Raw genomic sequence first — 21,751 nt, 5'->3', positions numbered from 1 at the left:
AGGCGCGTTGGTATCCGGGGCGGGCGCGGCCTCGGTCACGGCGGCGGTTTCGGGCAGCGCCGGCGCCAGATCCTCGGCCTCGACCACCGGCGTTTCCTCGGCGGGCTCCAGGAAGCCGGGGCGGAAGGTGCGGGTCATGAATTCGGGCATGTGATCGCCCATGCCCATCACCGGATGGCGGTCGGTGCGGCGGTCGTCGCGGCGCTCGTGGCGGTCGTGGCCGCCGCGTTCGCCCCGGCGGTCGTCGCGCCGGTCTTCGCGGCGCTCCTCGCGTGCCGGGCGGTCGTGGCGGCGCTCGGCCTGGGCCGGCGCCTCGGCACGGGGTTCCGGCGCGGCGGCGCGCTGTTCGCTGTCGTCGCGGCGGCCGCGGCGCTCGCCCCGTTCCCGATCACGGTCGCGTTCCCGGCCGCGCTCGCGCCGGCCGCTGCTCTCGCGGCCCGGACGCGGCGCGTCCTGGGCGGCGGCCGACAGGGTGAAGCCTTCGGGCAGGGCGGCGCGGGGCAGGCTCTGCTTGACCAGCGATTCGATGGCGGTCAGGTATTTCTCGTCCGCGGGCGTGCCGATCGAGATCGCGGTGCCCTCGCGCCCGGCGCGGCCGGTGCGGCCGATGCGGTGGACGTAATCCTCGGCATGGCTCGGCAGGTCGAAGTTGATGACATGGCTGACCGCCGGAATGTCGAGGCCCCGCGCCGCCACGTCCGATGCGACGAGGAAGCGCAGCGTGCCCTCGCGGAAGCCGTCCAGCGTCGCCATGCGGTGGCGCTGGTCCAGGTCGCCGTGGATCGGCGCGGCGTCATAGCCATGCGCCTTCAGCGACTTGGCGACGATGTCCACGTCGGTCTTGCGGTTGCAGAAGATGATGGCGTTCTTCAGCCCGGCTCCCTCGGCGTCGATCAGGGCGCGGAGAAGCTCGCGCTTCTGCTTGGCGGACTGGTCGCGGCGGGTCGGGGTGATCTCGACCAGCTTCTGGGTGATGGTCTCGCTGGTGGTAGCCTGGCGGGCGACCTCGATGCGTTCGGGCGAATGCAGGAAGGTGTCGGTGATGCGCTCGATCTCGGGCGCCATGGTGGCGCTGAAGAACAGCGTCTGCCGGGTAAAGGGCGTCAGCTGGAAGATGCGCTCGATGTCGGGGATGAAACCCATGTCGAGCATGCGGTCGGCCTCATCGACGACCATGATCTGCACGCCGGTCAGCAGAAGCTTGCCGCGCTCGAAATGGTCCAGAAGCCGGCCCGGGGTCGCGATCAGCACATCGACGCCGCGGTCGATCAGCCGGTCCTGCTCGCCGAAGGACACGCCGCCGATCAGCAGCGCCTTGGTCAGGCGGGTGTGCTTGGCATAGATGTCGAAATTCTCGGCCACCTGGGCGGCCAGTTCGCGCGTCGGGCACAGCACCAGCGAGCGCGGCATCCGGGCGCGGGCGCGGCCGCGGCCCAAGAGCGTGATCATCGGCAGGGTGAAGCTGGCCGTCTTGCCGGTGCCGGTCTGGGCGATGCCCAGCACGTCGCGGCCTTCCAGCGCCGGGGGAATCGCCCCGGCCTGGATCGGGGTCGGGGTTTCATACCCGGCCTCGGCAATGGCTTTCAGAACCTTGGGGTCCAGCTTCAGATCGGAAAACTTGGTCATTCAGGGCTTTCGTATAGCTGTGCGGGGAACATCCCGCACTTTTTGCGTCCATCGCCGACTGCCGGGAATTGGGGGCCGCGCGGCGGTTCGGGACGCAATTTCCGCACGCCCCTCGCCATGCCTGCCGGATGCAGACAGGCTGCACCTAGCCGAAAATCCGGGCTGCGTCAATCTGATGCGGGAACGCGGCACGCGGCGGCATGCGGCGCGCGCCTTGGCCATGGTTGACGGCCCCCTTGGGCAGGCGCTATCCCGACGCGATCTTACGGATGGAAGCCATGAACCTTTTCTCGGATATCCGCGCGCTGGTGATCGACGCGCTGGCGCAGATGGAACAGGCGGGCGAACTGCCCGCCGGTCTCGACACCGCCAATGTCACGGTCGAGCCGCCGCGCGATGCCGCGCATGGCGACATGGCGACCAATGCCGCGATGGTGCTGGCAAAGCCCGCCGCCAAAAAGCCGCGCGACATCGCCGAGGCCCTGGCCGCGCGGCTGGCCGCCGACCCGCGCATCACCTCGGCCGAGGTGGCGGGACCGGGCTTCCTGAACCTGCGGCTGGCGCCGGCCGAATGGCAGGCGGTGATCCGCGCCGCGCTGACCGAGGGCAGGGACTACGGCCGCTCGGACATGGGCCGGGGCCGCAAGGTCAACGTCGAATTCGTCAGCGCCAACCCGACCGGGCCGATGCATGTCGGCCACACCCGCGGCGCGGTCTTCGGCGATGCGCTGGCGGCGCTGCTGGATTTCTCCGGCCATGACGTCACGCGCGAATATTACATCAACGACGGCGGCGCCCAGGTCGATGTGCTGGCGCGTTCCGCCTATGAGCGTTACCGCGAGGCGAATGGCCTTGAGCCCGCGATCCGCGAGGGGCTCTATCCCGGCGACTACCTGATACCGGTGGGCGAGGCGCTGAAGGCGAAATACGGCACCCGCCTGCTGGACCAGCCCGAAAGCGAATGGCTGGCCGAGATCCGCGACTTCGCCACCGAGGCGATGATGGAGATGATCCGCGCGGACCTGGCGCTGCTCAACGTCCACATGGACGTGTTTTCCAGCGAGAAGGCGCTTTACGGCACCGGCCGCATCGAGGCCGCCATCGACCGCCTGCGCCAGGCCGGGCTGATCTACGAGGGCGTGCTGGAGCCGCCCAAGGGCAAGATCCCCGAGGATTGGGAGCCGCGCGAGCAGACGCTGTTCCGTTCCACCGCGCATGGCGACGACGTGGACCGTCCGGTGAAGAAATCCGACGGGTCCTGGACCTATTTCGCGCCCGACATCGCCTATCACTGGGACAAGATCGACCGCGGCTTCGACGCGCTGATCGACGTCTTCGGCGCCGACCACGGCGGCTATGTCAAGCGCATGACGGCGGCGGTCGCGGCGCTGTCGAACGGCCGCGTGGTCCTGGACGTCAAGCTGATCCAGCTGGTCAAGCTGTTCAAGAACGGCGAGCCCTTCAAGATGTCCAAGCGTGCCGGCACCTTCGTCACCCTGCGCGACGTGGTCGAGCAGGCCGGCGCCGACGTGACCCGCTTTCACATGCTGACGCGCAAGAACGACGCGGCGCTGGATTTCGACTTCGACAAGGTTCTCGAGCAGTCCAAGGACAACCCGGTCTGGTACGTGCAATATGCCAGCGCCCGGGTAAACTCGGTGCTGAACAAGGCCGCCGGCATGGGCGTCGACACCGCGGACGCGGCGCTGGCGGCGGCGGATCTGTCGCGGCTGAGCCATCCGGCCGAGCTGGAGTTGGCGCGCAAAGTTGCAGAATGGCCACGCACGGTCGAGATCGCGGCCCGCGCCAACGAACCGCACCGGATCGCGTTTTTCCTCTATGACATCGCCTCGGACCTGCATTCGCTGTGGAACCGCGGCAATGACGAGACCGCGCTGCGCTTCGTCCAGGACGGCGATCCGGCGGCGACGGCGGCGAAAATCGCCCTGGTGCGCGCCGTCGGCGTTGTCATTTCGGCCGGTCTTGGTATCTTGGGGGTGACTCCGGCCAAGGAAATGCGCTGACCAAAGGCGCCCTGTCGGGATCGAGCAGATAAACGAGCAGCGTCGGAACAACCGGCAGGCAGGCAGGAATGACGGTGGTAGATTTCCGCTCCTCGGGCGGGTTTGACGGGTCGCAGCCGCAACGGCTGGCGCATGACTATCCCTATGGCGAAACGCAGGAACAGGACTGGCAGGACGACGGCTGGGACGCGCAGCACGACGCTGCGCCGGCCGAATCGCCCTCGCTGCTGGGCCGGGTGTCGCGGCTGACGCATTACCTGGGCGCGCTGGTCTCGGTCGGGCTGATCGTGATCCTGGCGGTCTGGGGCTTCAAGCTGGTGGTGCGCGACGTCTCGGGCGTGCCGGTGATCCGCGCCGTCGAGGGCGAGGCCCGCACCGCGCCGGAGAACCCGGGCGGCGAGCTGACCGACCGCACCGGCCTGGCCGTGAACACCGTCGCCGCCGGGCAGGAGCCGAAGCGCGTCGACCAGGTCGCCATCGCCCCGCCGGCCACCCCGCTCGGGGCGGAGGACGTCGCCATGGGCGCGCTTGGCGCCACGGCCCAGGCCCCCTCGCATCCGGTCGACCTGCCGCTGACCGACGACACGCCGCGCGTCATCGCCCGGCCCGACGGCGAAAGCAGCGAAGAGCCCGACATGGTCGCCGATGCGGCGATCTCGGACGCGCCCGCCGCCTCGGAAGCGCCGGTGAACGAGGTCGTGACCGATCTCGCCGGCAACGAGACCCGCGACGTGGCGATCACCAGTGCGCTGACCGAGGCCGGTGCCGCGCCCGCCGTCGCCCCGGCCTCGGTCGCGGGCTCGCCGCGCCCGGCGCCGCGCCCGCGCCGGCTGGCCTCGGCCGCCGTGGTGGCGAGCGACGCCGCGCCCACGCTCGCCGCAGCGGCCGCCGTGACCGAAGCCAGGCCCGAGGACGCCCCCGCGCCGACGCCGTCGCCGGCCAAGGTCGCCTCGGGCGCCTCGCTGGTCCAGATCGGCGCCTTCGACAGCGACAAGCTGGCGCGCGGCGAATGGAACCGGGTGTCGAACAAGTTCGGCGCGCTTTTCGCCGGCAAGGGCATGGTCGTGCAGGAGCACAAGGCCAACGGCCGCAGCTTCTGGCGCCTGCGCGCCGCGGGCTTCGCCTCCAAGGACGAGGCGCGCCGGTTCTGCGCCGCGCTGATCGCCGAGGGCGTCGACTGCATCCCGGCGACGGCGAAGTAATGCCCTCGGCCACGATCCTTGGCGGCATCGCCGGCCCGGACCTCGACCGGACCGAGCGCGATTTCTTCCGCGCGGCCGACCCCTGGGGCTTCATCCTGTTCGGCCGCAACATCGACACGCCCGAGCGCCTGCGCCGGCTGACCGCCGCGCTGCGCGAGGCCGTGGGCCGCGACGCGCCGGTGCTGATCGACCAGGAGGGCGGCCGCGTCCAGCGCATGCGCGCGCCGCATTGGACCGACTGGCCGGCGCCGCTGGACCAGGCCGAACGCGGCGAGCGCGCCGTCTGGCTGCATCATCACCTGCTGGCGCTGGAGCTGCGCGCCGTCGGCATCGACGCCGATTGCGCCCCGGTGCTGGACATCGCCCGCCCCGAGACGCACGCCTTCCTGCGCAACCGCTGCCTTGGCACCGACGCCGCGACCGTGACCCGGCTGGGCCAGGCGGCGGCCGACGCCATGCTGGCGGCAGGCGTGCTGCCGGTGGTCAAGCACATGCCGGGCCATGGCCGGGCCCAGGTCGACAGCCACCACAGCCTGCCGGTGGTCGAGGCCACGCTGGCCGAGCTGGAGTCCACCGATTTCGCGCCCTTCCGCGCGCTGGCCGACCTGCCGATGGCGATGACGGCGCATATCCGCTTTACCGCCATCGACGACGCGCCGGCGACCGCCTCGCACACGGTGATCGGGCTGATCCGCCGCAGCATCGGCTTCGACGGGCTCCTGATGTCGGACGACATCGGCATGCAGGCGCTGTCGGGCAGCCCGGCCGAGCGCGCCCTGGCCAGCATCGACGCCGGCTGCGACCTGGTGCTGTCCTGCAACGAGACGCTGCCGCAGATGGAGAGCATCGTCGCCGCCGCCGGTCCGATGGGGACCGATGCCCTGCGGCGCGCCGATGCGGCGCTGGCCCTGCGCTGCATCCCGGCCGATCAGGACATCGCCGCGCTGCGCGCCGAACTGGCGGCGCTGGGCGGGCTGCTGGCCTGAGCGGTTGACGAACCCCGCGCCATCGCCGATTCTGCCCGCATGACCAGGGTTCCCTATCTGACGCCCGTGCCCGACCCGGACCCCGCGCCGCCGCTGCCGGGGCTGGAGCCGCCCGACAATGTCTCGGACCGGGCCGCCGCCCGCGCCGAGGAGGTGCTGGTCGTCGATGTCGAGGGGTTCGAGGGGCCGCTGGACCTGCTTCTGAACCTGTCGCGGATGCAGAAGGTCGACCTGCTGCAGATCTCGGTCCTCGAGCTGGCCGACCAGTACCTGGCCTTCGTCGACCAGGCCCGCGCCCTGCGCATCGAGCTGGCGGCGGATTACCTGGTCATGGCGGCCTGGCTCGCCTTTCTGAAATCGCGGCTGCTTTTGCCGCCCGATCCCGAGGCCGAGGGGCCGAGCGCCGAGGAGATGGCCGCGCATCTGGCCTTCCAGCTGGAACGGCTGAACGCCATGCGCGAGGCGGCGGCGCGGCTGATGGCGCGCGACCGGCTGGGGCAGGACCGTTTCGCGCGCGGCGCGCCCGAGGTGGTGACCCGCCAGCGCCAGGTCGCCTGGCAGGCCGGGCTGATCGACCTGATGCGGGCCTATGCCCGGCTGCGCACCCGCGACGAGTTCCGGCCCTATGCCTTCGACCGTCGCGACGTCTTTACCATGGAGCAGGCGCTGGACCGGGTGTGCGGGCTGATCGGCTTTGCCTGCGACTGGACCCAGCTTGCCGCCTTCCTGCCCGAGGGCTGGGAGACCGACCCGCAGCGCCGCCGCTCGGCCACCGCCGCGACCTTTGCCGCCACGCTGGAGCTGGCGCGGCAGGGCCGGCTGGAAATCAGCCAGAGCGCCAGCTTTGCCCCCATCACCATTCGCAGACGCCCGGAATGACCGACGAACCCCTTGACCCGCACCGTTTCCCCCCGCCGCCGTTGCCCGAGCAGGAGCGCATGGTCGAGGCGGTGCTGTTTGCCTCGGCCCATCCGATGAGCCTGCGCGAGATCGCCGCGCGCCTGCCCAAGGGCTGCGACCCGGCCGAGGTGATGCAAAGCCTGTGCGCCCGCTATGAGGGGCGCGGGGTGCAGCTGGCGCGTGTCGGCGATGCCTGGGCCTTTCGCACCGCCGCCGACCTGGGCTTCCTGATGCAGGAGAGCATGGTCGAGAGCCGGCGCCTGTCGCGCGCCGCGACCGAGACGCTGGCGATCATCGCCTATCACCAGCCGGTCACCCGCGCCGAGATCGAGGAGATCCGCGGCGTCGCCGTCAGCAAGGGCACGCTGGACCAGCTGATCGAGCTGGAATGGGTGCGCATCGGCCGGCGCCGGCAGACCCCGGGCCGGCCGGTGACCTTCGTGGTGACCGAGACGTTCCTCGATCATTTCGGGCTGGAAAGCGCCCGCGACCTGCCGGGGCTGGCCGAGCTGCGCGCCGCCGGGCTGCTGGAATCGCGTCCGCAGGCCGCGCTTGCGCCCACGCTGTTCCGGGACGAGGATGCCGAGGCGGGCGCGTCCGGGGCCCTGGCCGACGACCTGTTCGAAGATGAATGAAAACAAGGCATAGCGCCATGAACATGAACCAGCTTGTCAATATGCTGACGCGGATGGTTTCGAATCGCCTGCTGAACTGGGGCATGCGCCGGATGAACGCGCCGAAACCCGGCGAGCGGCAGACGCCGCAGCAGAAAAGCCGCGAGAAGGCGGCACGCGAGGCGGTGAAGCGGGCGCGCCAAGCGGCGCGGATCACCCGTCGGATGCGGTAGCGGGGGCTCTGCCCCCGTCCCTGCGGGACTCCCCCGGGATATTTCGGCAAGAAAGAAGCTCAGGCGAACTGCTTGGCGAGCTTCAGACCCTGGCCCTGGTAGTTCGAGGCGATGCCGCTGCCATAGAGCCGGTCGGGGCGAGCGGCCATGCGTTCGTAGACCAGGCGGCCGACGGTCTGGCCGTGCTCCAGCGCGAAGGGGGCCTCGTGGCAGCGCACCTCGAGCACGCCGCGCGCGCCCTGGCCCGGGCCATGGCCGAAGCCGGGGTCGAAGAAGCCGGCGTAATGCACGCGGAATTCGCCGACCATGGCGAGATAGGGCGCCATCTCGGCGGCGTAATCGGGCGGGATCGCCACGGCCTCGCGGCTGACGAGGATGTAGAAGGCGCCGGGGTCGAGGATCAACTGGCCGTCGCTGGTGTGGAGTTCGTCCCAGAAGTCGCGGGCGCGGTAGGCGCCGATGCGGTCGAGGTCGATGACGCCGCTATGCGGGCGGGCGCGGTAGCCGACCAGGTCGCCGGTCTCAGGCCGCAGGTCGACCGAGAAGCCCAGGCCGTCGTCGATCAGCGCCTGGCCGCTGACCAGCGGCTCGCGGGCGTGCAGTTCCTGCAGCTCGGCGTCCGAGAGCACGGCCTGGCCCTGGCGCAGCCGCAGCTGGTTCAGCCGCATCCCGGGCCGGACCAGGACCGAGAAGCTGCGCGGGCAGATCTCGGCATAGATCGGGCCGTCGTAGCCGGGCGGCAGGCGGTCGAATTCGGTGCCCCCGTCGGTGACGAGGCGGGTCAGCAGGTCCAGCCGGCCGGTCGAGCTTTTCGCATTCGCGACCGCATCGAGGCCTTGCGGCAGCGACAGCCGCTCCATCAGCGGCACCAGGTAGACGCAGCCCTTTTCCAGCACCGCGCCACCGGTCAGGCCCATGCGGTGCATCTCGAAATCCGCCAGCCGGTCGCTGACCTTGCGGCCTTGGCCGGCCAGGAACGAGGCGCGCAGCCGCCAGGCCGTCGCGCCCAGCCGCAGGTCGAGGCTGGCAGGCTGGATCTGCTCGGGCAGGATCGGGCTTTCGGCGCGGATGGCACCGGAATCGATCAGCTGGCGCAGGCGGGAATCGGGCAGGACACCGTTCACGGCAAACCCTTTCGGCAAAAGGAAACGCCCACCCCCGCAAAGGGATGGGCGTTTTCGGAATGGTCGGGCCGGCGAGATTCGAACTCGCGGCCTTCCGCCCCCCAGACGGACGCGCTAACCAGGCTGCGCCACGGCCCGACGAGGGGCATATAGAGCGAAGCGGGCGGCCAGCACAAGGGGCCAAGCGCGGAAATCTGGTCGGGAAATTCGATTGTTGCAACCTGCTGCGGCAAGGGGCGGGGTGGCATGCGCCTAGCGCAGGTCGCGCAGCGCGATGCGCAGCTGACGGGCCCGGTCGGGCAGGGGGCGGCCTTGCAATTCCAGCCGGCGCAGCCGGGCGGCGGCGGTGGCGAGGCGGGCCAGCCAGTCGGGCGCGGCACCGGGCCGGTCGAACAGCGGCAGGGATTCGGCCGGTTTCGCGGCGCGCCGCGGGGGGCGGGGCAGGGGCGTCGATTCGGGCGCAGGCGTGTCCGGGCTTGCGGCCGCCGGCTCGGCGGCGTGGTCCCGCGCCTCGCCCAGCCGCGCGGCGCCGATCTCGCGCAGGCCCAGGCCGCGATCCGCCGCGATCAGGCGGCGGGCGCCGCGGATGCTGAGCCCTTCCTCGCGCATGACCTGGCACAGGCCCGCGGCCAGCCGCACGTCGTCGGGGCGATAGTAGCGGCGGCCGTCGGCGCGCTTGACCGGGGCCAGTTGCGGGAATTGCGATTCCCAATAGCGCAGCACATGCGGCGCGACGCCCACGAGGCGCGAAACCTCTCCGATGGATCGGAAGGCGTCGGGCGATTTGCTCATCAGCCCTTGCGCCTGTTCCCGGCCGCGACGCGGTCCTTCATCAGATGCGAGGGCCGGAAGGACAGCACCCGGCGCGGGGTGATCGGCACTTCCTCGCCGGTCTTGGGATTGCGGCCGACGCGTTCGTTCTTGTCGCGGACCGAAAACGTGCCGAAGGACGAGATCTTGACCTGTTCGCCGCGCACCAGCGCGTCCGAAACATGGCCGAGCACGCTTTCGACGAGTTGGGCCGATTCGTGGCGGGACAGACCCACCTCACGGAACACGGCTTCGGCCAGGTCCATGCGGGTCAGGGTAGAGTCGCTCATCTCGGAAACCTCATGAATGCTGTGCAGGATGATTTCTTTAGGGTGCCGAGTCAACAACCGGCTCTGCGATTCCGTTCCCGCATGCCGGATTTTGTTCCGCATTATTCGCGCCTTACCGGCAAGACCCCGCGCATTCCCGGCGCGCATGGGCTTGGAGGGCGGGGTTTTGCTTCCTATCTTTGCAGTGTAACCTGGGACGGAGCGGCAGACATGGCGGGCGGTTGGGCACGCGACGAGGCGGTCAACGAGCAGATCGATATCTCGACCCAGGAGGCGATCGAGCGGATGCGGGCGCGCAATGCGCATCGCACCGTGGGCGACAGTGCCGAATTCTGCGACGAATGCGACGAGCCTATTCCCGAGGCCCGGCGGCAGGCGATTCCCGGCGTGCGGCTGTGCGTCGAATGCCAGTCGGGGCGCGACAAGGCGTTCCGCCCGGTGGCGGGCATCAATCGGCGCGGGTCCAAGGATTCGCAGTTGAAATAGGGACTTGCGGTGGCGCGCCGTCCGCCGGACGATAGACATAAATATCTATCATCTTTATCGTGAAATTTTCCGCAGGTCGTGCTAGGCTGCAATCATGGCGCAGCAACCCGCTGCCGGTTTCATGGGAGGCATGAGATGACCAGCAAATGGAAGCGCAAGCTGAAACGGGCGCTGATCGAGGAGCGGCAGAAGCTGAAGGGCGCCGCCGGCGTGCTGGACGACAGCGCGGCGAACAGCCGGTCCGAATGACATTCATGGCAAGCCGGCAGGCGGCGGGGGAACCCGCCGCTTTTGGATTCACCAGCGCAGCACGGCCGAGCCCCAGGCCAGGCCGCCGCCGATGGCCTCGACCACCAGCAGGTCGCCGGGCTTGAAGCGGCCTTGCGCATCGGCGACCGACAGTGCCAGCGGGATCGATGCGGCCGAGGTATTGCCATGGTCCGCGACGGTCAGCACCACCTTCTGCATCGGCAGATGCATGCGCTTGGCGGTGGCCTCGATGATGCGCAGGTTGGCCTGGTGCGGCACCAGCCAATCCACCTGTTCGGGCGCGATCCCGGCCTTGTCCAGCGCGCGATGCGCGGTATCGGCCAGTTTCTCGACCGCATGGCGGAACACCAGGTTGCCCTGCATCCGTAGATACCCGGCGGTGCCGGTCGAGGCGACGCCGCCATCGACATAGAGCAGATCGCGATACTGCCCGTCGCTGTTCAGATCGGTGGCGAGGATGCCGCGGTCTTGCGCGGTGCCGTCGCCCTCGGCCGCCTCCAGCACCACGGCGCCGGCGCCGTCGCCGAACAGCACGCAGGTGCCGCGGTCGGTCCAGTCCATGATGCGGCTGAAGGTCTCGGCGCCGATGACCAGAACCCGCTCGGCCAAGCCGGCGCGGATCATCGCATCGGCATTGGCCAGCGCGAAGACGAAGCCGGCGCAGACCGCCTGGATGTCATAGGCAAAGCCGCGCGTCATACCCAGCCCCGCCTGCACCATGGTCGCGACCGAGGGGAAGGTCAGGTCGGGGGTCGAGGTCGCCACGATCACCGCGTCGATGTCCTGCGCCGCCAGTCCGGCCTTGTCCAGCGCCGCGCGGGCAGCCAGGATGCCGAGATCGCTGGTGCGCTGGCCCTCGGCCGCGAAATGGCGCCGCTCGATGCCGGTGCGGGCGCGGATCCATTCGTCGCTGGTGTCCAGCTTGTCCTCGAACCAGCTGTTCTCGACCACCCGTTCGGGCAGGTAGTGGCCGGTTCCCCGGACGATCGCTCGCCGCATCAGGACGCTCCCTCGGTTGGCGTGGCGCCATCGGTCTCGGCGCCGGCATGGATCTGGGCAAGGCGCGCCGCCAGCCGGTCCTGGAAGCCGGATTGCGCCAGTTGGAAGGCCAGCTTGACCGCCGCCGAAACCCCGGTCGCATCGGCCGAGCCATGCGATTTCACCACGGTTCCGTTCAGGCCCAGGAAGACGCCGCCATTGACGCGGCGCGGGTCGATGCGCTTTTGCAGCCGCTTCAGCGATCCCATCGCCAGCAGCGCCGCGAATTTCGACAGCACCGACTTGCCGAAGGCTTCCTTGAGCAGGTCGCCGACCAGCTTGGCGGTGCCCTCGCCGGTCTTCAGCGCGACATTGCCGGTGAAGCCGTCGGTGACGATCACATCCACCCGGTCCGAGGGCAGATCGCCGCCCTCGACGAAGCCGACATAGTCGAAATTCGCCGTCTGGGCCGAGGCGGGCATCAACTCATGCGCCTGCTTCAGCTCGGGGCGGCCCTTGTGTTCCTCGGTGCCGACGTTCAGCAGCCCGACGCGCGGCCGGGCCAGGCCCAACCCGTTGCGGGCATAGGCGGCGCCCATCAGCGCATAGGCCAGCAGGTCCTGCGCATCGGCGCGGATGTCAGCGCCCACGTCCAGCATGACGTTGAAGCCCTGCGGATTGCGCGAGGGCCAGAGGCAGGCGATGGCGGGGCGGTTCACGCCGGGCAGCTTGCGCAGCCGGATCATCGACATCGCCATCAGCGCGCCGGTATTGCCGCAGGAGACGGCGGCCGTGGCCTCGCCCTGCCGCACGGATTCGAGCGTGGACCACATCGAGGTGCCTTCGCCCTTGCGCAGCACCTGGCTGGGCTTGTCGCCCATCGTGACCACGCCGGGGGCGTCGCGGATGTCGCAACGCACGGAAAGCCCGGGCCGGCGGGCGACCAGGGCTTCCAGTTCGGCGCCGGGGCCGTGCAGGATGAAACGGATATCGGGGTTCTTCTCGGCGCTTTCGGCAATGCCGGCGACCACCACGGAAGGTCCGCGATCGCCGCCCATTGCATCAACCGAGATCACCACGCCCCCGGTCGCCGGGGTGCGCGGCAGCGTCGTGGAGCCTGCCGAGACCATATCCGCGGTCAGTCCGCTCAGGCCGCGTCTTCGTCCAGGTCGACCTCATTGGCCTGCGCCACGACCTCGCGGTCGGCGTAATGGCCGCAGGAGGGGCAGACGTGATGCGGGCGCTTCAGCTCGCCGCAGTTGCTGCATTCGTTCGGGTTGCCGGCGACCAGCGCGTCGTGCGAGCGGCGCATGTTGCGGCGGGACCGGGTAACTCGGTTCTGAGGGACGGCCATGTCTCAACCTCAAGTGGTTCGGGGGGCAACCCGACTGGGCGGCCCCGGATGCTGATTTCGTTTCTGGGGCGGGCATAGGCCAAGAGCGCGTGAACCGCAAGGCGCGAAACAAGTCTGGCGCACGGGGGCAACGGTCCGGGTGATGCCCCGCCGGTCGGATGAAGCGCGGAAAATAGCGGCTTTGCCGGTTTTCGCAAGGGAAAACTTGGGTGGGCGGGAAGAAAGCGCCGCCGGGCGGCGCTGCCTCCGGCGGGAGTATTTGGAAAACGGTGAAAGCGGGCGGCAGCGGCGCCGGCCTCGGGTGCGGGCCGGCGCGGCGGGTTCAGCGGCCCAGCTTGGCATGGACCTCGTCGAGGTCGACTTCATGCCTGGGATATTTGTTGTCGGGGTCGTCGAAGTCGTATTTGAACAGCTGGAAGTCCTTCTTGTAGATCTCCCAGACCAGATGGCGCGACAGGTCGTCGAAGTATTCGCTGATCCTGTGGGCGCGCTTGGGGCCGTGGCCCTCCGATTCGTTGAATTTCGGCACGTCGTTCACGTCGAGCGTCACCGGGGTCGGCGCCGCGTCCAGCACCTTCTGCATGCCCTCGTTGAACTTCTCGGTGAAGAAGATCTGGTCGTAGCGGCCGCCGTTCACGATGAAGGTCGAGATATGGCCCGACATGGCCGACCAGTGGATGTCCGGCTCCATCGGCCGGCGCCAGCGGATGGTGTCGCGCGCGAACAGCAGGAAGCGGCGGAAGCTGGCGACCTGGTCGAATTCGAAGCCGTTCTCGGGGCTGCCGACGTCGATGCCGTAGCGCTGGATCAGCTGCGGCACCAGGTTGCCGCGATAGCGCTTGCCGTTCCTCTGGATGCCGGCGATCTTGTCGAAGAACGAGGACAGGATGCGGCCATAGGGGTTCCTGACGCAGGTGAAGGTCAGCGCCTCATGCGCCTTGACCGATTTCTCGATCAGCGGCTGGCTGGCCTCCTGGTTCCACTTGTGCAGGCCGTCGGTGGAATCGTGGATGTCGCCGTCGAAATAGCGGCCGTGGTCCGAATAGAACATGATCTGCCCGATCGACGAACAGGCGCATTTCGGCACCACGCGATAGACCATGCTGCCGCTTTCGGTCATCCAAGTTCCTGGGAAGCCCATTCCGTGCCTTTCCTGTTCACATTGCCGCGCCCGCTGCGGGCCGGGTGCGGGCCGGGTTGCCGGCCCGGTCAAAATCGGTAAGGACACAAAGCAAATCACCGGCAGAGATTCAACCTGCTGTAGAGCGTTCCGGGCGCGAACCGGGAAGATGGGATAGAGAATGGCGCGGATTGCCTTCATTCTGCTTTGCCACAAGGATCCGAAGGGGGTCATTGCGCAGGCCAAGCGCCTGACCGCGACCGGCGACTATGTCTCGATCCATTTCGACGGCCGCGCCAATCCCAAGGACTTCGACGCCATCCGCGCGGCGCTGGCCGACAACCCGTCGGTGGTCTTTGCGCAGCGGCGCTGGAAATGCGGCTGGGGCGAGTGGTCGCTGGTCGGCGCCACGCTGGAGGCGGTGCGCTCGGCCGTGGCGGCCTTTCCGCTGGCGACGCATTTCTACATGCTCTCGGGCGATTGCATGCCGATCAAGTCGGCCGAATACGCCCGCGCCTTCCTCGACGCCGACGACTGCGACTATATCGAGAGCTTCGACTTCTTCGAATCGGACTGGATCAAGACCGGTTTCAAGGAAGAGCGGCTGATCTATCGCCACTGGTTCAACGAACGCACGCGGAAATGGCTGTTCTACGCCAGCTACGACCTGCAGAAGCGATTCGGCCTGACCCGCAGCATCCCGGCCGACATCCAGGTCATGATCGGCTCGCAATGGTGGTGCCTGCGCCGCCAGACCGTCGAGAAGGTGCTGGAGTTCTGCGCCGCGCGCTCCGATGTCATGCGCTTCTTCGCCACGACCTGGATCCCGGACGAGACCTTCTTCCAGACCATCGTGCCCCATGTCGTGCCGCGAAAGCAGATCCGCTCGCGCACGCTGACCTATCTGGTCTTCACCGATTACGGCATGCCGGTCACCTTCTACAACGACCAGTACGACCTGCTGATGGGCCAGGACTACCTGTTCGCGCGCAAGATCTCGCCCGAGGCGATCCGGCTGCGCGAAAGGCTGGGGGCGCTCTGGGCGGCGACCGGGGTGCATTTCCCGATCTCGAACGAGGCGACCGGGCTTTTCCGCTTCCTGACCGGGCAGGGCCGGGTCGGGCGCCGCTTCGGCCAGCGCTTCTGGGAGGCCGAGGGCAGCCTCGGGCGCAACAACACGCTGCTGCTGGTGGTCTCGAAGAAATGGCACGTCGCCAAGCGCCTGACCGCCGCGATCCGGGCCGAGACGACGATCCCGGCGGTGGATTTCCTGTTCAACGAGCTCGAGGCGCATCTGCCCGACCTGGGCGGGGTCGAGACCACGCTGGAAAAGCGCGACCGGCACCGCCGCGCGCTGATCCGGCTGCTGTTCGAGAATTTCGAGTCGAACCAGCTGGTGATCTGCCTCGATCCCTCGGCGCTGCACCTGATCCAGGACCTGATGGCCGACAAGGCCGACACAAGGCTGCTGCTGATCGATTCGGATTTCGACGACGATTACCTGCGCGGCCATATCGGCCGGGTCGGCCTGGCCGGGGCGCAGACCGCGCCCGAGGTGATCGAGCGGCTGCTGCCCACGGTGCGCGCCGACCTGGAGCACGAGGCCGAGCGGCTGCGCGACATGGATTTCCCCGGCTTCCACGCCATCGCCCCCTGGCGCAGCCCCGAGGAGAACGCCGTCCACCTGGCCCGCTTCCTCGACCTGCTGCCCGAGACCGCCCTGAAACTGGCCAAAATCCCGCACCTGTTCACCGATTGAGGAGACATCGCCATGCCGGCCTATGACCCGCAGAACATCTTTGCCCGTATCCTGCGCGGCGAGATCCCGAACGACACCGTGCTGGAGACCGAGCACACGCTGGTCTTCCGCGACATCCGCCCGCAGGCGCCGGTGCATGTGCTGGCGATCCCGCGCGGCGCCTATGTCAGCTACGACGATTTCGCGGCCAATGCCTCGGACGCCGAGATCGTCGACTTCCACCGCGCCATCGCCCGCGTGGTGCGCGAACTGGGCGTTGACCTGGACAGCGGCGCCGGCTTCCGCGCCATCACCAATGCCGGGCCGGACGGCGTGCAGGAGGTGCCGCATTTCCACATGCATATCCTGGGCGGCCGGCCGATGGGGCGCATGGTCTCGGCCGGCTGAGGCGCCTCAGCGCGAGGTCAGCTGGACGAAGACGTCTTCCAGGTCCGGCGCCTCGACCGCCACGTCGCGGATCGCAAGCCCCGCGTCGCGCAGCGCGTCGATGAGCCGGTCGGCCGCGATGCGCGAGGGGGCATAGCCGAGCGCCAGGCGGCCGTCGGCGCGACGCTCGGCCCGCACGCCCTCGGGCAGGGCGGGCAGGGCGCGATTCTCGCCGGTGTCGACGATCAGCGTCTTGGAATCGGCGCGGCCGAGTAGGGCGGCGGTCGGCTCGGACAGGATTAGTTCGCCGTGGTCGATGATGGCGATACGGTCGCACATCTGCTCGGCTTCCTCGAGGTAATGCGTGGTCAGGATGATGGTCATGCCCTGGTCGTTCAGCCGCCGCACGTTGCGCCACAGCATCTCGCGCAGCTGGATGTCCACCCCGGCGGTCGGCTCGTCCAGCACCAGGATCTGCGGCCGGTGCACCAGCGCCTTGGCCAGCAAGAGCCGCCGCTTCATGCCGCCCGACAGGTGGCGCGAATAGCTTTCCGCCTGGTCCGTCAGCCCGACCAGCTCCAGCAGCGCGTCGGTCCAGCGCTCGCGCTTCGGCACGCCATAGAGGCCGGCCTGCACCTCGAGGCTGGCGCGGGGCGACAGGAACGGGTCGATGTTCAGTTCCTGCGGCATGACGCCGATGGCGGCGCGGGACTGCCGCGGGTTCACGTCCTGGTCGAAGCCCCAGATCGTCACCCGGCCCGCGGTCTTGCGCACCAGCCCGGCCAGGATGTTGATCGTCGTGGACTTGCCGGCGCCGTTCGGACCCAGCAGGCCGAAGATCGAGCCGGCGGGAATCGCCAGGTCCAGCCCCTTCAGCGCCTGTTTTGCCGGCGCCTTGCCGGCGGCGGCATAGGTCTTGGTCAGGCCGCTGATTTCGATGGCGTTCGGACTGCTTGCAGGGGCTGGCATCGGCTCTTCGCGTTCATTATGATCGCCGCCGGTTTAACCGCGTTTGTCGTCAAAGCTCAAGGAACCGCCATGACCATCCCGGCCCCCGAGATCCAGACCGTCACCCGCTGGAAGGTCGCCTGCGACGGCGACGAGGCGCGGGGCCTTGGCCATCCGCGCGTCTGGCTGGCCATTCCGCAGGACAGCGGCTGGGTCGAATGCGGCTATTGCGACAAGCGCTTCGTCATCGACCGCGCCCACGCCCACGACGATCACTGACCCTGCGCCATGGCGGCCTTTGCGGGGGCGGCAGGGTTGCCGGCCTCCGGCGGGGGTATTTGTGAAACAGCGAAGGCGGGGGGCGGTCTTGGCCCGGTCGGCGCTTCGTGGCATCAAGGGACCTTGGATTGCCGGCAGAAGGATGGGGCGCAGATGACGGACGTATTCGGCAAGGGCCATCACCTGCATCTGATCGACGGCTCGGCCTTCATCTTTCGCGCCTATCACGCGCTGCCGCCGCTGACCCGGCGCTCGGACGGGCTGCCGATCGGGGCGGTCGCCGGTTTCTGCAACATGCTGTGGAAATATATCCAGGACGGCTCTGGCTCGGACCAGCCGACCCATGCCGCGGTGATCTTCGACCATAGCGCCAAGACCTTCCGCAACGACATCTATCCGCTCTACAAGGCGAACCGGCCCGAGCCGCCCGAGGATCTGCGGCCGCAGTTTCCCCTGACCCGCGAGGCGACGCGGGCCTTCAACATCGCCTGCATCGAGACCGAGGGCTACGAGGCCGACGACATCATCGCAGCGCTGTCCTGCCGGGCGCGCGATGCCGGCGGGCGCGTCACCATCATCAGCAGCGACAAGGACCTGATGCAGCTGGTCGGCGGCGGCGTCGAGATGATGGACCCGATCAAGGGCAAGCCCATCGGCCCCGACGAGGTGCGCGAGAAGTTCGGCGTCGGGCCCGAGCGGGTGGTGGACGTCCAGGCCCTGGCCGGCGATTCCGTCGACAACGTGCCGGGTGCGCCCGGGATCGGCATCAAGACCGCCGCGCAGCTGATCGAGGAATATGGTGACCTGGAGAGCCTGCTGGCGCGTGCGGGCGAGATCAAGCAGCCCAAGCGTCGCCAGACCCTGATCGACCATGCCGAGCAGATCCGCATCTCGAAGCGCCTGGTCGAGCTGGATTGCGACACGCCGCTGGACTTCACGCTGGAGAGCCTGTCGATCCGGGCCCCCGAGGCGCAGGCGCTGCTGGAATTCCTGCAGCGGATGGAGTTCCGCACCCTGGTCAACCGCGTGGCCGAGAAGCTGGGGGCCGCGGTGCCGGCCGCGCCCGAGATTGCGGTGGCGGCTGTCGCGGGGCCCGTGGCGCGGGAATTGCCGGCCATCGACCGCAGCCGCTACGAGGTCATCCGCGACGAGGCGGCTCTGGCCGCTTGGCTGGAGGGCATCGCCGAGACCGGCATCGTCGCCGTCGATACCGAGACCACCGGGCTGGACGAGATGGTGGCCGACCTGGTCGGGGTTTCGCTATGCACCGGGCCGGGGCGGGCCTGCTATATCCCGCTGGGCCATGTCGGCGAGGGCGCGACGGGCGACCTGTTCGGCGGGCCGGTGCTGGCCGAGGGGCAGGTCCCGGTCGACCGGGCGCTGGCGCTGCTGAAACCGGTGCTGGAGGATGATGCCACCCTGAAGATCGGCCAGAACATCAAGTATGACGTCAAGATCTTCGCCCGGCTGGGCATCCGCATGGCACCGGTCGAGGACACCATGCTGATGTCCTATGCGCTGAATGCCGGCACGCACAACCACGGCATGGACGAGCTGGCGCAGACCTATCTGGGCCATACCTGCGTGCCGATCAAGGACCTGATCGGCTCGGGCAAGGCGCAGATCGGCTTCCAGCAGGTCGCCATCGACAAGGCCGCCGAATATGCCGCCGAGGATGCCGAGGTGACCTGGCGGCTTTGGCATCATTTCCGTCCGCAGCTGGCGCGCGAGCGGGTGGCGAGCGCCTATGAGCGTCTGGAGCGGCCGATGGTGCCGGTGCTGGCCGGGATGGAGATGGCCGGCATCCGCATCGATGCCGACCACCTGCGCCGCATGTCGAGTGCCTTCGCCCAGAAGATGGCGGCGCTGGAGGCCGAGATCCACGCCCTGGCCGGCGGGTCCTTCAACGTCGGCAGCCCCAAGCAGCTGGGCGAGATCCTGTTCGACCGCATGGGGCTGGCCGGCGGCAAGCAGGGCAAGACCGGGGCCTTCTCGACCAGCGCCGAGGTGCTGGAGGACCTGGCGGCCGAGGGCCACGACCTGCCCTCGCGGGTGCTGGACTGGCGGGCGATCTCGAAGCTGAAATCGACCTATACCGATGCGCTGCCGCTGCATGTGAACGCGGCGACCGGGCGCGTCCACACCTGCTATTCCATTGCCGGCGCCCAGACCGGGCGGCTGGCCTCGACCGATCCGAACCTGCAGAACATTCCGGTCAGGACCGAGGAGGGCCGGCGCATCCGCGAGGCCTTCATCGCCGCCGAGGGGCACCGGCTGGTCAGCCTCGACTACAGCCAGATCGAGCTGCGCATCCTGGCGCATGTCGCGGCGATCCCGGCGTTGAAGCAGGCGTTCCGCGACGGCATCGACATCCACGCCATGACCGCGAGCCAGATGTTCGGCGTGCCGGTCGAGGGCATGGACCCGATGATCCGCCGCCGCGCCAAGGCGATCAATTTCGGGGTGATCTACGGCATTTCCGGCTTCGGCCTGTCGCGCAACCTGCGCATTCCGCGCGCCGAGGCGCAGGCCTTCATCGACACCTATTTCGAGCGTTTCCCCGAGATCCGCGCCTATATGGACCGCACCGTGGCCGAGGCCAAGCAGGACGGCTTCGTGCGCACGCTGTTCGGGCGGCGCATCAACACCCCGGGCATCAACCTCAGCGGCCCTTCGGCCGGGGGCGCGCGGCGGGCGGCGATCAATGCGCCGATCCAGGGCGCGGCGGCCGACATCATCCGGCGCGCCATGATCCGCATGCCCGAGGCCATCGCGCATCTGCCGGCGCGGATGCTGCTGCAGGTGCATGACGAGCTGGTCTTCGAGGTCGAGGAAGGGGCGGTTCCGGAACTGATCGAGGTGGCGCGCGGCGTCATGCAGGGCGCGGCCGAGCCGGCCGTGCGGCTGGACGTGCCGCTGATCGTCGATGCCGGGCAGGGGGCAAGCTGGGCCGAGGCGCATTGACGAAGGCGGCCGCGCTTGTGGCGCGGCCGCTTGGGTATTTGCAGAGCAAAGAAGCCGAGGCCTCAGATGGCGCCGGAATGGCCCGAGGCGGCCATGTCGTAGCCGTCGAACATGCGGGCGATCATCCGCGTCAGCGGCCGGCCCTCGGGCGTGATGCTGAGGCCGGTCGCGTCGCATTCGACCATCTCGCCGAAACGCTCGGCCACCGGGGCGAAGAGGCGGGCGAGGCTTTCGGCGTCGAAGCCGTGGGCGGCGAATTCCTGTGCTTCGATGCGGAAGTCGCACATCAGCGCCTCGATCATGCGGGCGCGCCAGCGGTCCTCGGCGCTGAAGACATGGCCGCGGGTGGTGGCGAAGCGGCCGGCGCGGACATGGCCCAGATAGGCGCCGGTCGCCGGCGCGTTCTGGGCATAGCCCTGCGGAAAGCGCGAGATCGACGAGGCGCCAAGCCCGACCAGCACCTCGGCCCGGTCGTCGGTATAGCCCTGGAAGTTGCGGCGCAGCAGCCCGGCCTTTTGCGCCGTGGCCAGCCCGTCGCCGGGGCGGGCGAAATGGTCGATGCCGATCTCGTCATAGCCGTCGGCCAGGAACAGCGCTCGGGCGGTCTCGAAGAGCTTGAGCCGGCCATGCGGGTCCGGCAGCGATTCCGAGGGGATCATCACCTGGCGCTTGGCCATCCAGGGCACATGCGCATAGCCGTAGAGCGCCACCCGGTCCGGCGACAGCGCCAGAAGTTTCTGCACCGATTCGGCGATGCGGCGCGGATCCTGCTCGGGCAGGCCATAGAGGATGTCGGCATTCAGGCTGGCGACGCCGCGGTCGCGGATCATGTCCACGGCGCGCTTGGTCAGCTCGAAGCTCTGCTCGCGGCCGATGATGCGCTGGATCTCGGGGTCGAAGTCCTGCACCCCGATCGAGGCCCGGGTCAGGCCCGATTCGGCCAGGGCGTCCATGCGGGGCTCGTCGATTTCGTTCGGGTCGATCTCGACCGAGAACTCGGCGCCCTCGGCCAGCGGGAAGGCGTCGCGGACGGCCTGGGCCAGGTCGCGCATCATGTCGGGCTGCATCAGCGTCGGCGTGCCGCCGCCCCAATGCAGCCGCGACAGCCGCACGCCGCGAGGCAGCGCGGCGCGCAGCGTCTCGAGCTCGGTCAGCAGCGCCTGGACATAGGCGCGCACCGGCGCATCCGACTGCGTGCCCTGGGTGCGGCAGGCGCAGAACCAGCACAGCCGCCGGCAGAACGGCACATGCATGTAGAGCGAGATCGCCGCGCCTTCGGGAATCGCATCCAGCCAGCGGCCGAATTCGGCCCCGTTCACGGCGGGGGTGAAATGGGGTGCCGTGGGGTAGCTGGTATAGCGCGGAACCCGCGCGTCAAACAGTCCCAGGCGTTCAAGTTGCGATTGCTGTGTCATGAC

20 protein-coding genes, 1 tRNA gene and 1 pseudogene are annotated in these 21,751 nt (G+C 69.0%); 11 read left to right on the top strand and 11 right to left on the bottom strand.

Annotated features, from left to right (window positions below):
- Positions 1–75: 75 nt before the first annotated feature.
- Positions 76–1,626 (bottom strand): annotated as a pseudogene (locus E3D03_RS13330) (DEAD/DEAH box helicase); the annotation flags it as partial.
- Positions 1,627–1,904: 278 nt separating this feature from the next.
- Here E3D03_RS13330 and argS point away from each other — a divergent pair.
- The 6 genes from argS to E3D03_RS13300 all read left to right on the top strand — a co-directional run bounded on the left by argS (position 1,905) and on the right by E3D03_RS13300 (position 7,585).
- Positions 1,905–3,650: an arginine--tRNA ligase gene (gene argS / locus E3D03_RS13325; RefSeq protein ID WP_263567330.1), complete on the top strand. Its 1,746-nt coding sequence runs from the start codon at positions 1,905–1,907 to the stop codon at positions 3,648–3,650.
- Between the two features lie 68 nt (positions 3,651–3,718).
- The gene (locus E3D03_RS13320; protein ID WP_263567329.1) at positions 3,719–4,852 is read left to right on the top strand and encodes an SPOR domain-containing protein; all 1,134 of its coding nucleotides are present in this window, start codon (positions 3,719–3,721) and stop codon (positions 4,850–4,852) included.
- The gene (gene nagZ, locus E3D03_RS13315) at positions 4,852–5,838 is read left to right on the top strand and encodes a beta-N-acetylhexosaminidase (protein ID WP_263567328.1); all 987 of its coding nucleotides are present in this window, start codon (positions 4,852–4,854) and stop codon (positions 5,836–5,838) included. Before E3D03_RS13320 ends, nagZ begins: the two co-directional genes overlap by 1 nt.
- 39 nt (positions 5,839–5,877) lie before the next feature.
- Positions 5,878–6,717, top strand: coding sequence for a segregation and condensation protein A (locus E3D03_RS13310; RefSeq protein WP_263567327.1), 840 nt, complete (start codon positions 5,878–5,880; stop codon positions 6,715–6,717).
- Positions 6,714–7,373 (top strand): SMC-Scp complex subunit ScpB, encoded by a 660-nt coding sequence (gene scpB / locus E3D03_RS13305; protein WP_263567326.1) that lies wholly within the window; start codon positions 6,714–6,716, stop codon positions 7,371–7,373. Before E3D03_RS13310 ends, scpB begins: the two co-directional genes overlap by 4 nt.
- Positions 7,374–7,390: 17 nt before the next feature.
- A complete protein-coding gene (locus E3D03_RS13300; protein ID WP_062560802.1) occupies positions 7,391–7,585 on the top strand; it encodes a hypothetical protein in 195 nt (64 codons plus the stop codon).
- A 59-nt stretch (positions 7,586–7,644) separates the two neighbouring features.
- Here E3D03_RS13300 and E3D03_RS13295 read toward each other — a convergent pair whose 3' ends face one another.
- The 4 genes from E3D03_RS13295 to ihfA all read right to left on the bottom strand — a co-directional run bounded on the left by E3D03_RS13295 (position 7,645) and on the right by ihfA (position 9,809).
- Entirely contained in the window at positions 7,645–8,709 is a 1,065-nt protein-coding gene (locus tag E3D03_RS13295; RefSeq protein ID WP_263567325.1) for a 2'-deoxycytidine 5'-triphosphate deaminase, read from the bottom strand.
- Positions 8,710–8,769: 60 nt separating this feature from the next.
- A tRNA-Pro gene (locus E3D03_RS13290) sits at positions 8,770–8,847 on the bottom strand.
- A gap of 114 nt (positions 8,848–8,961) precedes the next feature.
- Complete coding sequence (locus E3D03_RS13285; protein WP_263567324.1) at positions 8,962–9,501, bottom strand: MerR family transcriptional regulator; 540 nt, start codon at positions 9,499–9,501, stop codon at positions 8,962–8,964.
- The gene (gene ihfA, locus E3D03_RS13280) at positions 9,501–9,809 is read right to left on the bottom strand and encodes an integration host factor subunit alpha (protein WP_017998060.1); all 309 of its coding nucleotides are present in this window, start codon (positions 9,807–9,809) and stop codon (positions 9,501–9,503) included. The genes E3D03_RS13285 and ihfA overlap by 1 nt, the downstream gene beginning before the upstream one ends.
- 210 nt (positions 9,810–10,019) lie before the next feature.
- Between ihfA and E3D03_RS13275 the strand changes: the two genes are divergently transcribed.
- Positions 10,020–10,295, top strand: coding sequence for a DksA/TraR family C4-type zinc finger protein (locus E3D03_RS13275; RefSeq protein ID WP_062560799.1), 276 nt, complete (start codon positions 10,020–10,022; stop codon positions 10,293–10,295).
- Positions 10,296–10,592: 297 nt separating this feature from the next.
- On the opposite strand, the gene E3D03_RS13270 is transcribed toward E3D03_RS13275, so the two are convergent.
- The 4 genes from E3D03_RS13270 to E3D03_RS13255 form a co-directional block, all read right to left on the bottom strand.
- Positions 10,593–11,564 carry a beta-ketoacyl-ACP synthase III gene (locus E3D03_RS13270; RefSeq protein WP_263567323.1) on the bottom strand — a complete coding sequence of 324 codons (972 nt, stop codon included), beginning with the start codon at positions 11,562–11,564 and terminating at the stop codon, positions 10,593–10,595.
- Positions 11,564–12,673, bottom strand: a complete 1,110-nt coding sequence (gene plsX / locus E3D03_RS13265) for a phosphate acyltransferase PlsX (protein ID WP_263567322.1) — start codon at positions 12,671–12,673, stop codon at positions 11,564–11,566. Before plsX ends, E3D03_RS13270 begins: the two co-directional genes overlap by 1 nt.
- 17 nt (positions 12,674–12,690) lie before the next feature.
- On the bottom strand, positions 12,691–12,897 hold the full coding sequence (rpmF, locus tag E3D03_RS13260; RefSeq protein ID WP_011748153.1) for a 50S ribosomal protein L32: 207 nt from the start codon (positions 12,895–12,897) through the stop codon (positions 12,691–12,693).
- Positions 12,898–13,219: 322 nt separating this feature from the next.
- Positions 13,220–14,038 carry a sulfotransferase family protein gene (locus E3D03_RS13255; RefSeq protein WP_062560796.1) on the bottom strand — a complete coding sequence of 273 codons (819 nt, stop codon included), beginning with the start codon at positions 14,036–14,038 and terminating at the stop codon, positions 13,220–13,222.
- Between the two features lie 160 nt (positions 14,039–14,198).
- On the opposite strand from E3D03_RS13255, the gene E3D03_RS13250 reads away from it, so the two are divergent.
- Both E3D03_RS13250 and E3D03_RS13245 read left to right on the top strand, forming a co-directional pair.
- Complete coding sequence (locus E3D03_RS13250) at positions 14,199–15,776, top strand: beta-1,6-N-acetylglucosaminyltransferase (RefSeq protein WP_263567321.1); 1,578 nt, start codon at positions 14,199–14,201, stop codon at positions 15,774–15,776.
- A gap of 12 nt (positions 15,777–15,788) precedes the next feature.
- Positions 15,789–16,163 (top strand): HIT domain-containing protein, encoded by a 375-nt coding sequence (locus E3D03_RS13245; RefSeq protein WP_263567320.1) that lies wholly within the window; start codon positions 15,789–15,791, stop codon positions 16,161–16,163.
- 6 nt (positions 16,164–16,169) lie between these two features.
- Here E3D03_RS13245 and E3D03_RS13240 read toward each other — a convergent pair whose 3' ends face one another.
- Positions 16,170–17,111 carry an ABC transporter ATP-binding protein gene (locus E3D03_RS13240; protein WP_263567319.1) on the bottom strand — a complete coding sequence of 314 codons (942 nt, stop codon included), beginning with the start codon at positions 17,109–17,111 and terminating at the stop codon, positions 16,170–16,172.
- A gap of 69 nt (positions 17,112–17,180) precedes the next feature.
- Here E3D03_RS13240 and E3D03_RS13235 point away from each other — a divergent pair, with 69 nt between their 5' ends.
- Both E3D03_RS13235 and polA read left to right on the top strand, forming a co-directional pair.
- Positions 17,181–17,369: a zinc-finger domain-containing protein gene (locus E3D03_RS13235; RefSeq protein ID WP_017998050.1), complete on the top strand. Its 189-nt coding sequence runs from the start codon at positions 17,181–17,183 to the stop codon at positions 17,367–17,369.
- A gap of 153 nt (positions 17,370–17,522) precedes the next feature.
- On the top strand, positions 17,523–20,333 hold the full coding sequence (polA, locus tag E3D03_RS13230) for a DNA polymerase I (protein ID WP_263567318.1): 2,811 nt from the start codon (positions 17,523–17,525) through the stop codon (positions 20,331–20,333).
- A gap of 62 nt (positions 20,334–20,395) precedes the next feature.
- Here polA and hemN read toward each other — a convergent pair whose 3' ends face one another.
- Positions 20,396–21,748, bottom strand: a complete 1,353-nt coding sequence (gene hemN / locus E3D03_RS13225; protein WP_263567317.1) for an oxygen-independent coproporphyrinogen III oxidase — start codon at positions 21,746–21,748, stop codon at positions 20,396–20,398.
- Positions 21,749–21,751 lie beyond the last annotated feature (3 nt).

The sequence above is a fragment of the Paracoccus sp. DMF genome (assembly GCF_004407025.1).
Classification (GTDB): domain Bacteria; phylum Pseudomonadota; class Alphaproteobacteria; order Rhodobacterales; family Rhodobacteraceae; genus Paracoccus; species Paracoccus aminovorans_B.
The sequence above is the reverse complement of the archived record's forward strand: the minus strand, read 5'-3'. Positions and strand labels throughout refer to the sequence as shown.

Bases quoted from the DNA above. Each gene is read 5' to 3' on its own strand.
- E3D03_RS13240 (WP_263567319.1), bottom strand. From the start codon at position 17,111: ATGCCAGCCCCTGCAAGCAGTCCGAACGCCATCGAAATCAGCGGCCTG.
- E3D03_RS13300 (WP_062560802.1), top strand. From the start codon at position 7,391: ATGAACATGAACCAGCTTGTCAATATGCTGACGCGGATGGTTTCGAAT.
- plsX (WP_263567322.1), bottom strand. From the start codon at position 12,673: ATGGTCTCGGCAGGCTCCACGACGCTGCCGCGCACCCCGGCGACCGGG.
- E3D03_RS13275 (WP_062560799.1), top strand. From the start codon at position 10,020: ATGGCGGGCGGTTGGGCACGCGACGAGGCGGTCAACGAGCAGATCGAT.
- ihfA (WP_017998060.1), bottom strand. From the start codon at position 9,809: ATGAGCGACTCTACCCTGACCCGCATGGACCTGGCCGAAGCCGTGTTC.
- E3D03_RS13255 (WP_062560796.1), bottom strand. From the start codon at position 14,038: ATGGGCTTCCCAGGAACTTGGATGACCGAAAGCGGCAGCATGGTCTAT.
- hemN (WP_263567317.1), bottom strand. From the start codon at position 21,748: ATGACACAGCAATCGCAACTTGAACGCCTGGGACTGTTTGACGCGCGG.
- rpmF (WP_011748153.1), bottom strand. From the start codon at position 12,897: ATGGCCGTCCCTCAGAACCGAGTTACCCGGTCCCGCCGCAACATGCGC.
- E3D03_RS13235 (WP_017998050.1), top strand. From the start codon at position 17,181: ATGACCATCCCGGCCCCCGAGATCCAGACCGTCACCCGCTGGAAGGTC.
- argS (WP_263567330.1), top strand. From the start codon at position 1,905: ATGAACCTTTTCTCGGATATCCGCGCGCTGGTGATCGACGCGCTGGCG.
- E3D03_RS13310 (WP_263567327.1), top strand. From the start codon at position 5,878: ATGACCAGGGTTCCCTATCTGACGCCCGTGCCCGACCCGGACCCCGCG.
- E3D03_RS13250 (WP_263567321.1), top strand. From the start codon at position 14,199: ATGGCGCGGATTGCCTTCATTCTGCTTTGCCACAAGGATCCGAAGGGG.
- E3D03_RS13320 (WP_263567329.1), top strand. From the start codon at position 3,719: ATGACGGTGGTAGATTTCCGCTCCTCGGGCGGGTTTGACGGGTCGCAG.
- E3D03_RS13245 (WP_263567320.1), top strand. From the start codon at position 15,789: ATGCCGGCCTATGACCCGCAGAACATCTTTGCCCGTATCCTGCGCGGC.
- polA (WP_263567318.1), top strand. From the start codon at position 17,523: ATGACGGACGTATTCGGCAAGGGCCATCACCTGCATCTGATCGACGGC.
- scpB (WP_263567326.1), top strand. From the start codon at position 6,714: ATGACCGACGAACCCCTTGACCCGCACCGTTTCCCCCCGCCGCCGTTG.
- nagZ (WP_263567328.1), top strand. From the start codon at position 4,852: ATGCCCTCGGCCACGATCCTTGGCGGCATCGCCGGCCCGGACCTCGAC.
- E3D03_RS13270 (WP_263567323.1), bottom strand. From the start codon at position 11,564: ATGCGGCGAGCGATCGTCCGGGGAACCGGCCACTACCTGCCCGAACGG.
- E3D03_RS13285 (WP_263567324.1), bottom strand. From the start codon at position 9,501: ATGAGCAAATCGCCCGACGCCTTCCGATCCATCGGAGAGGTTTCGCGC.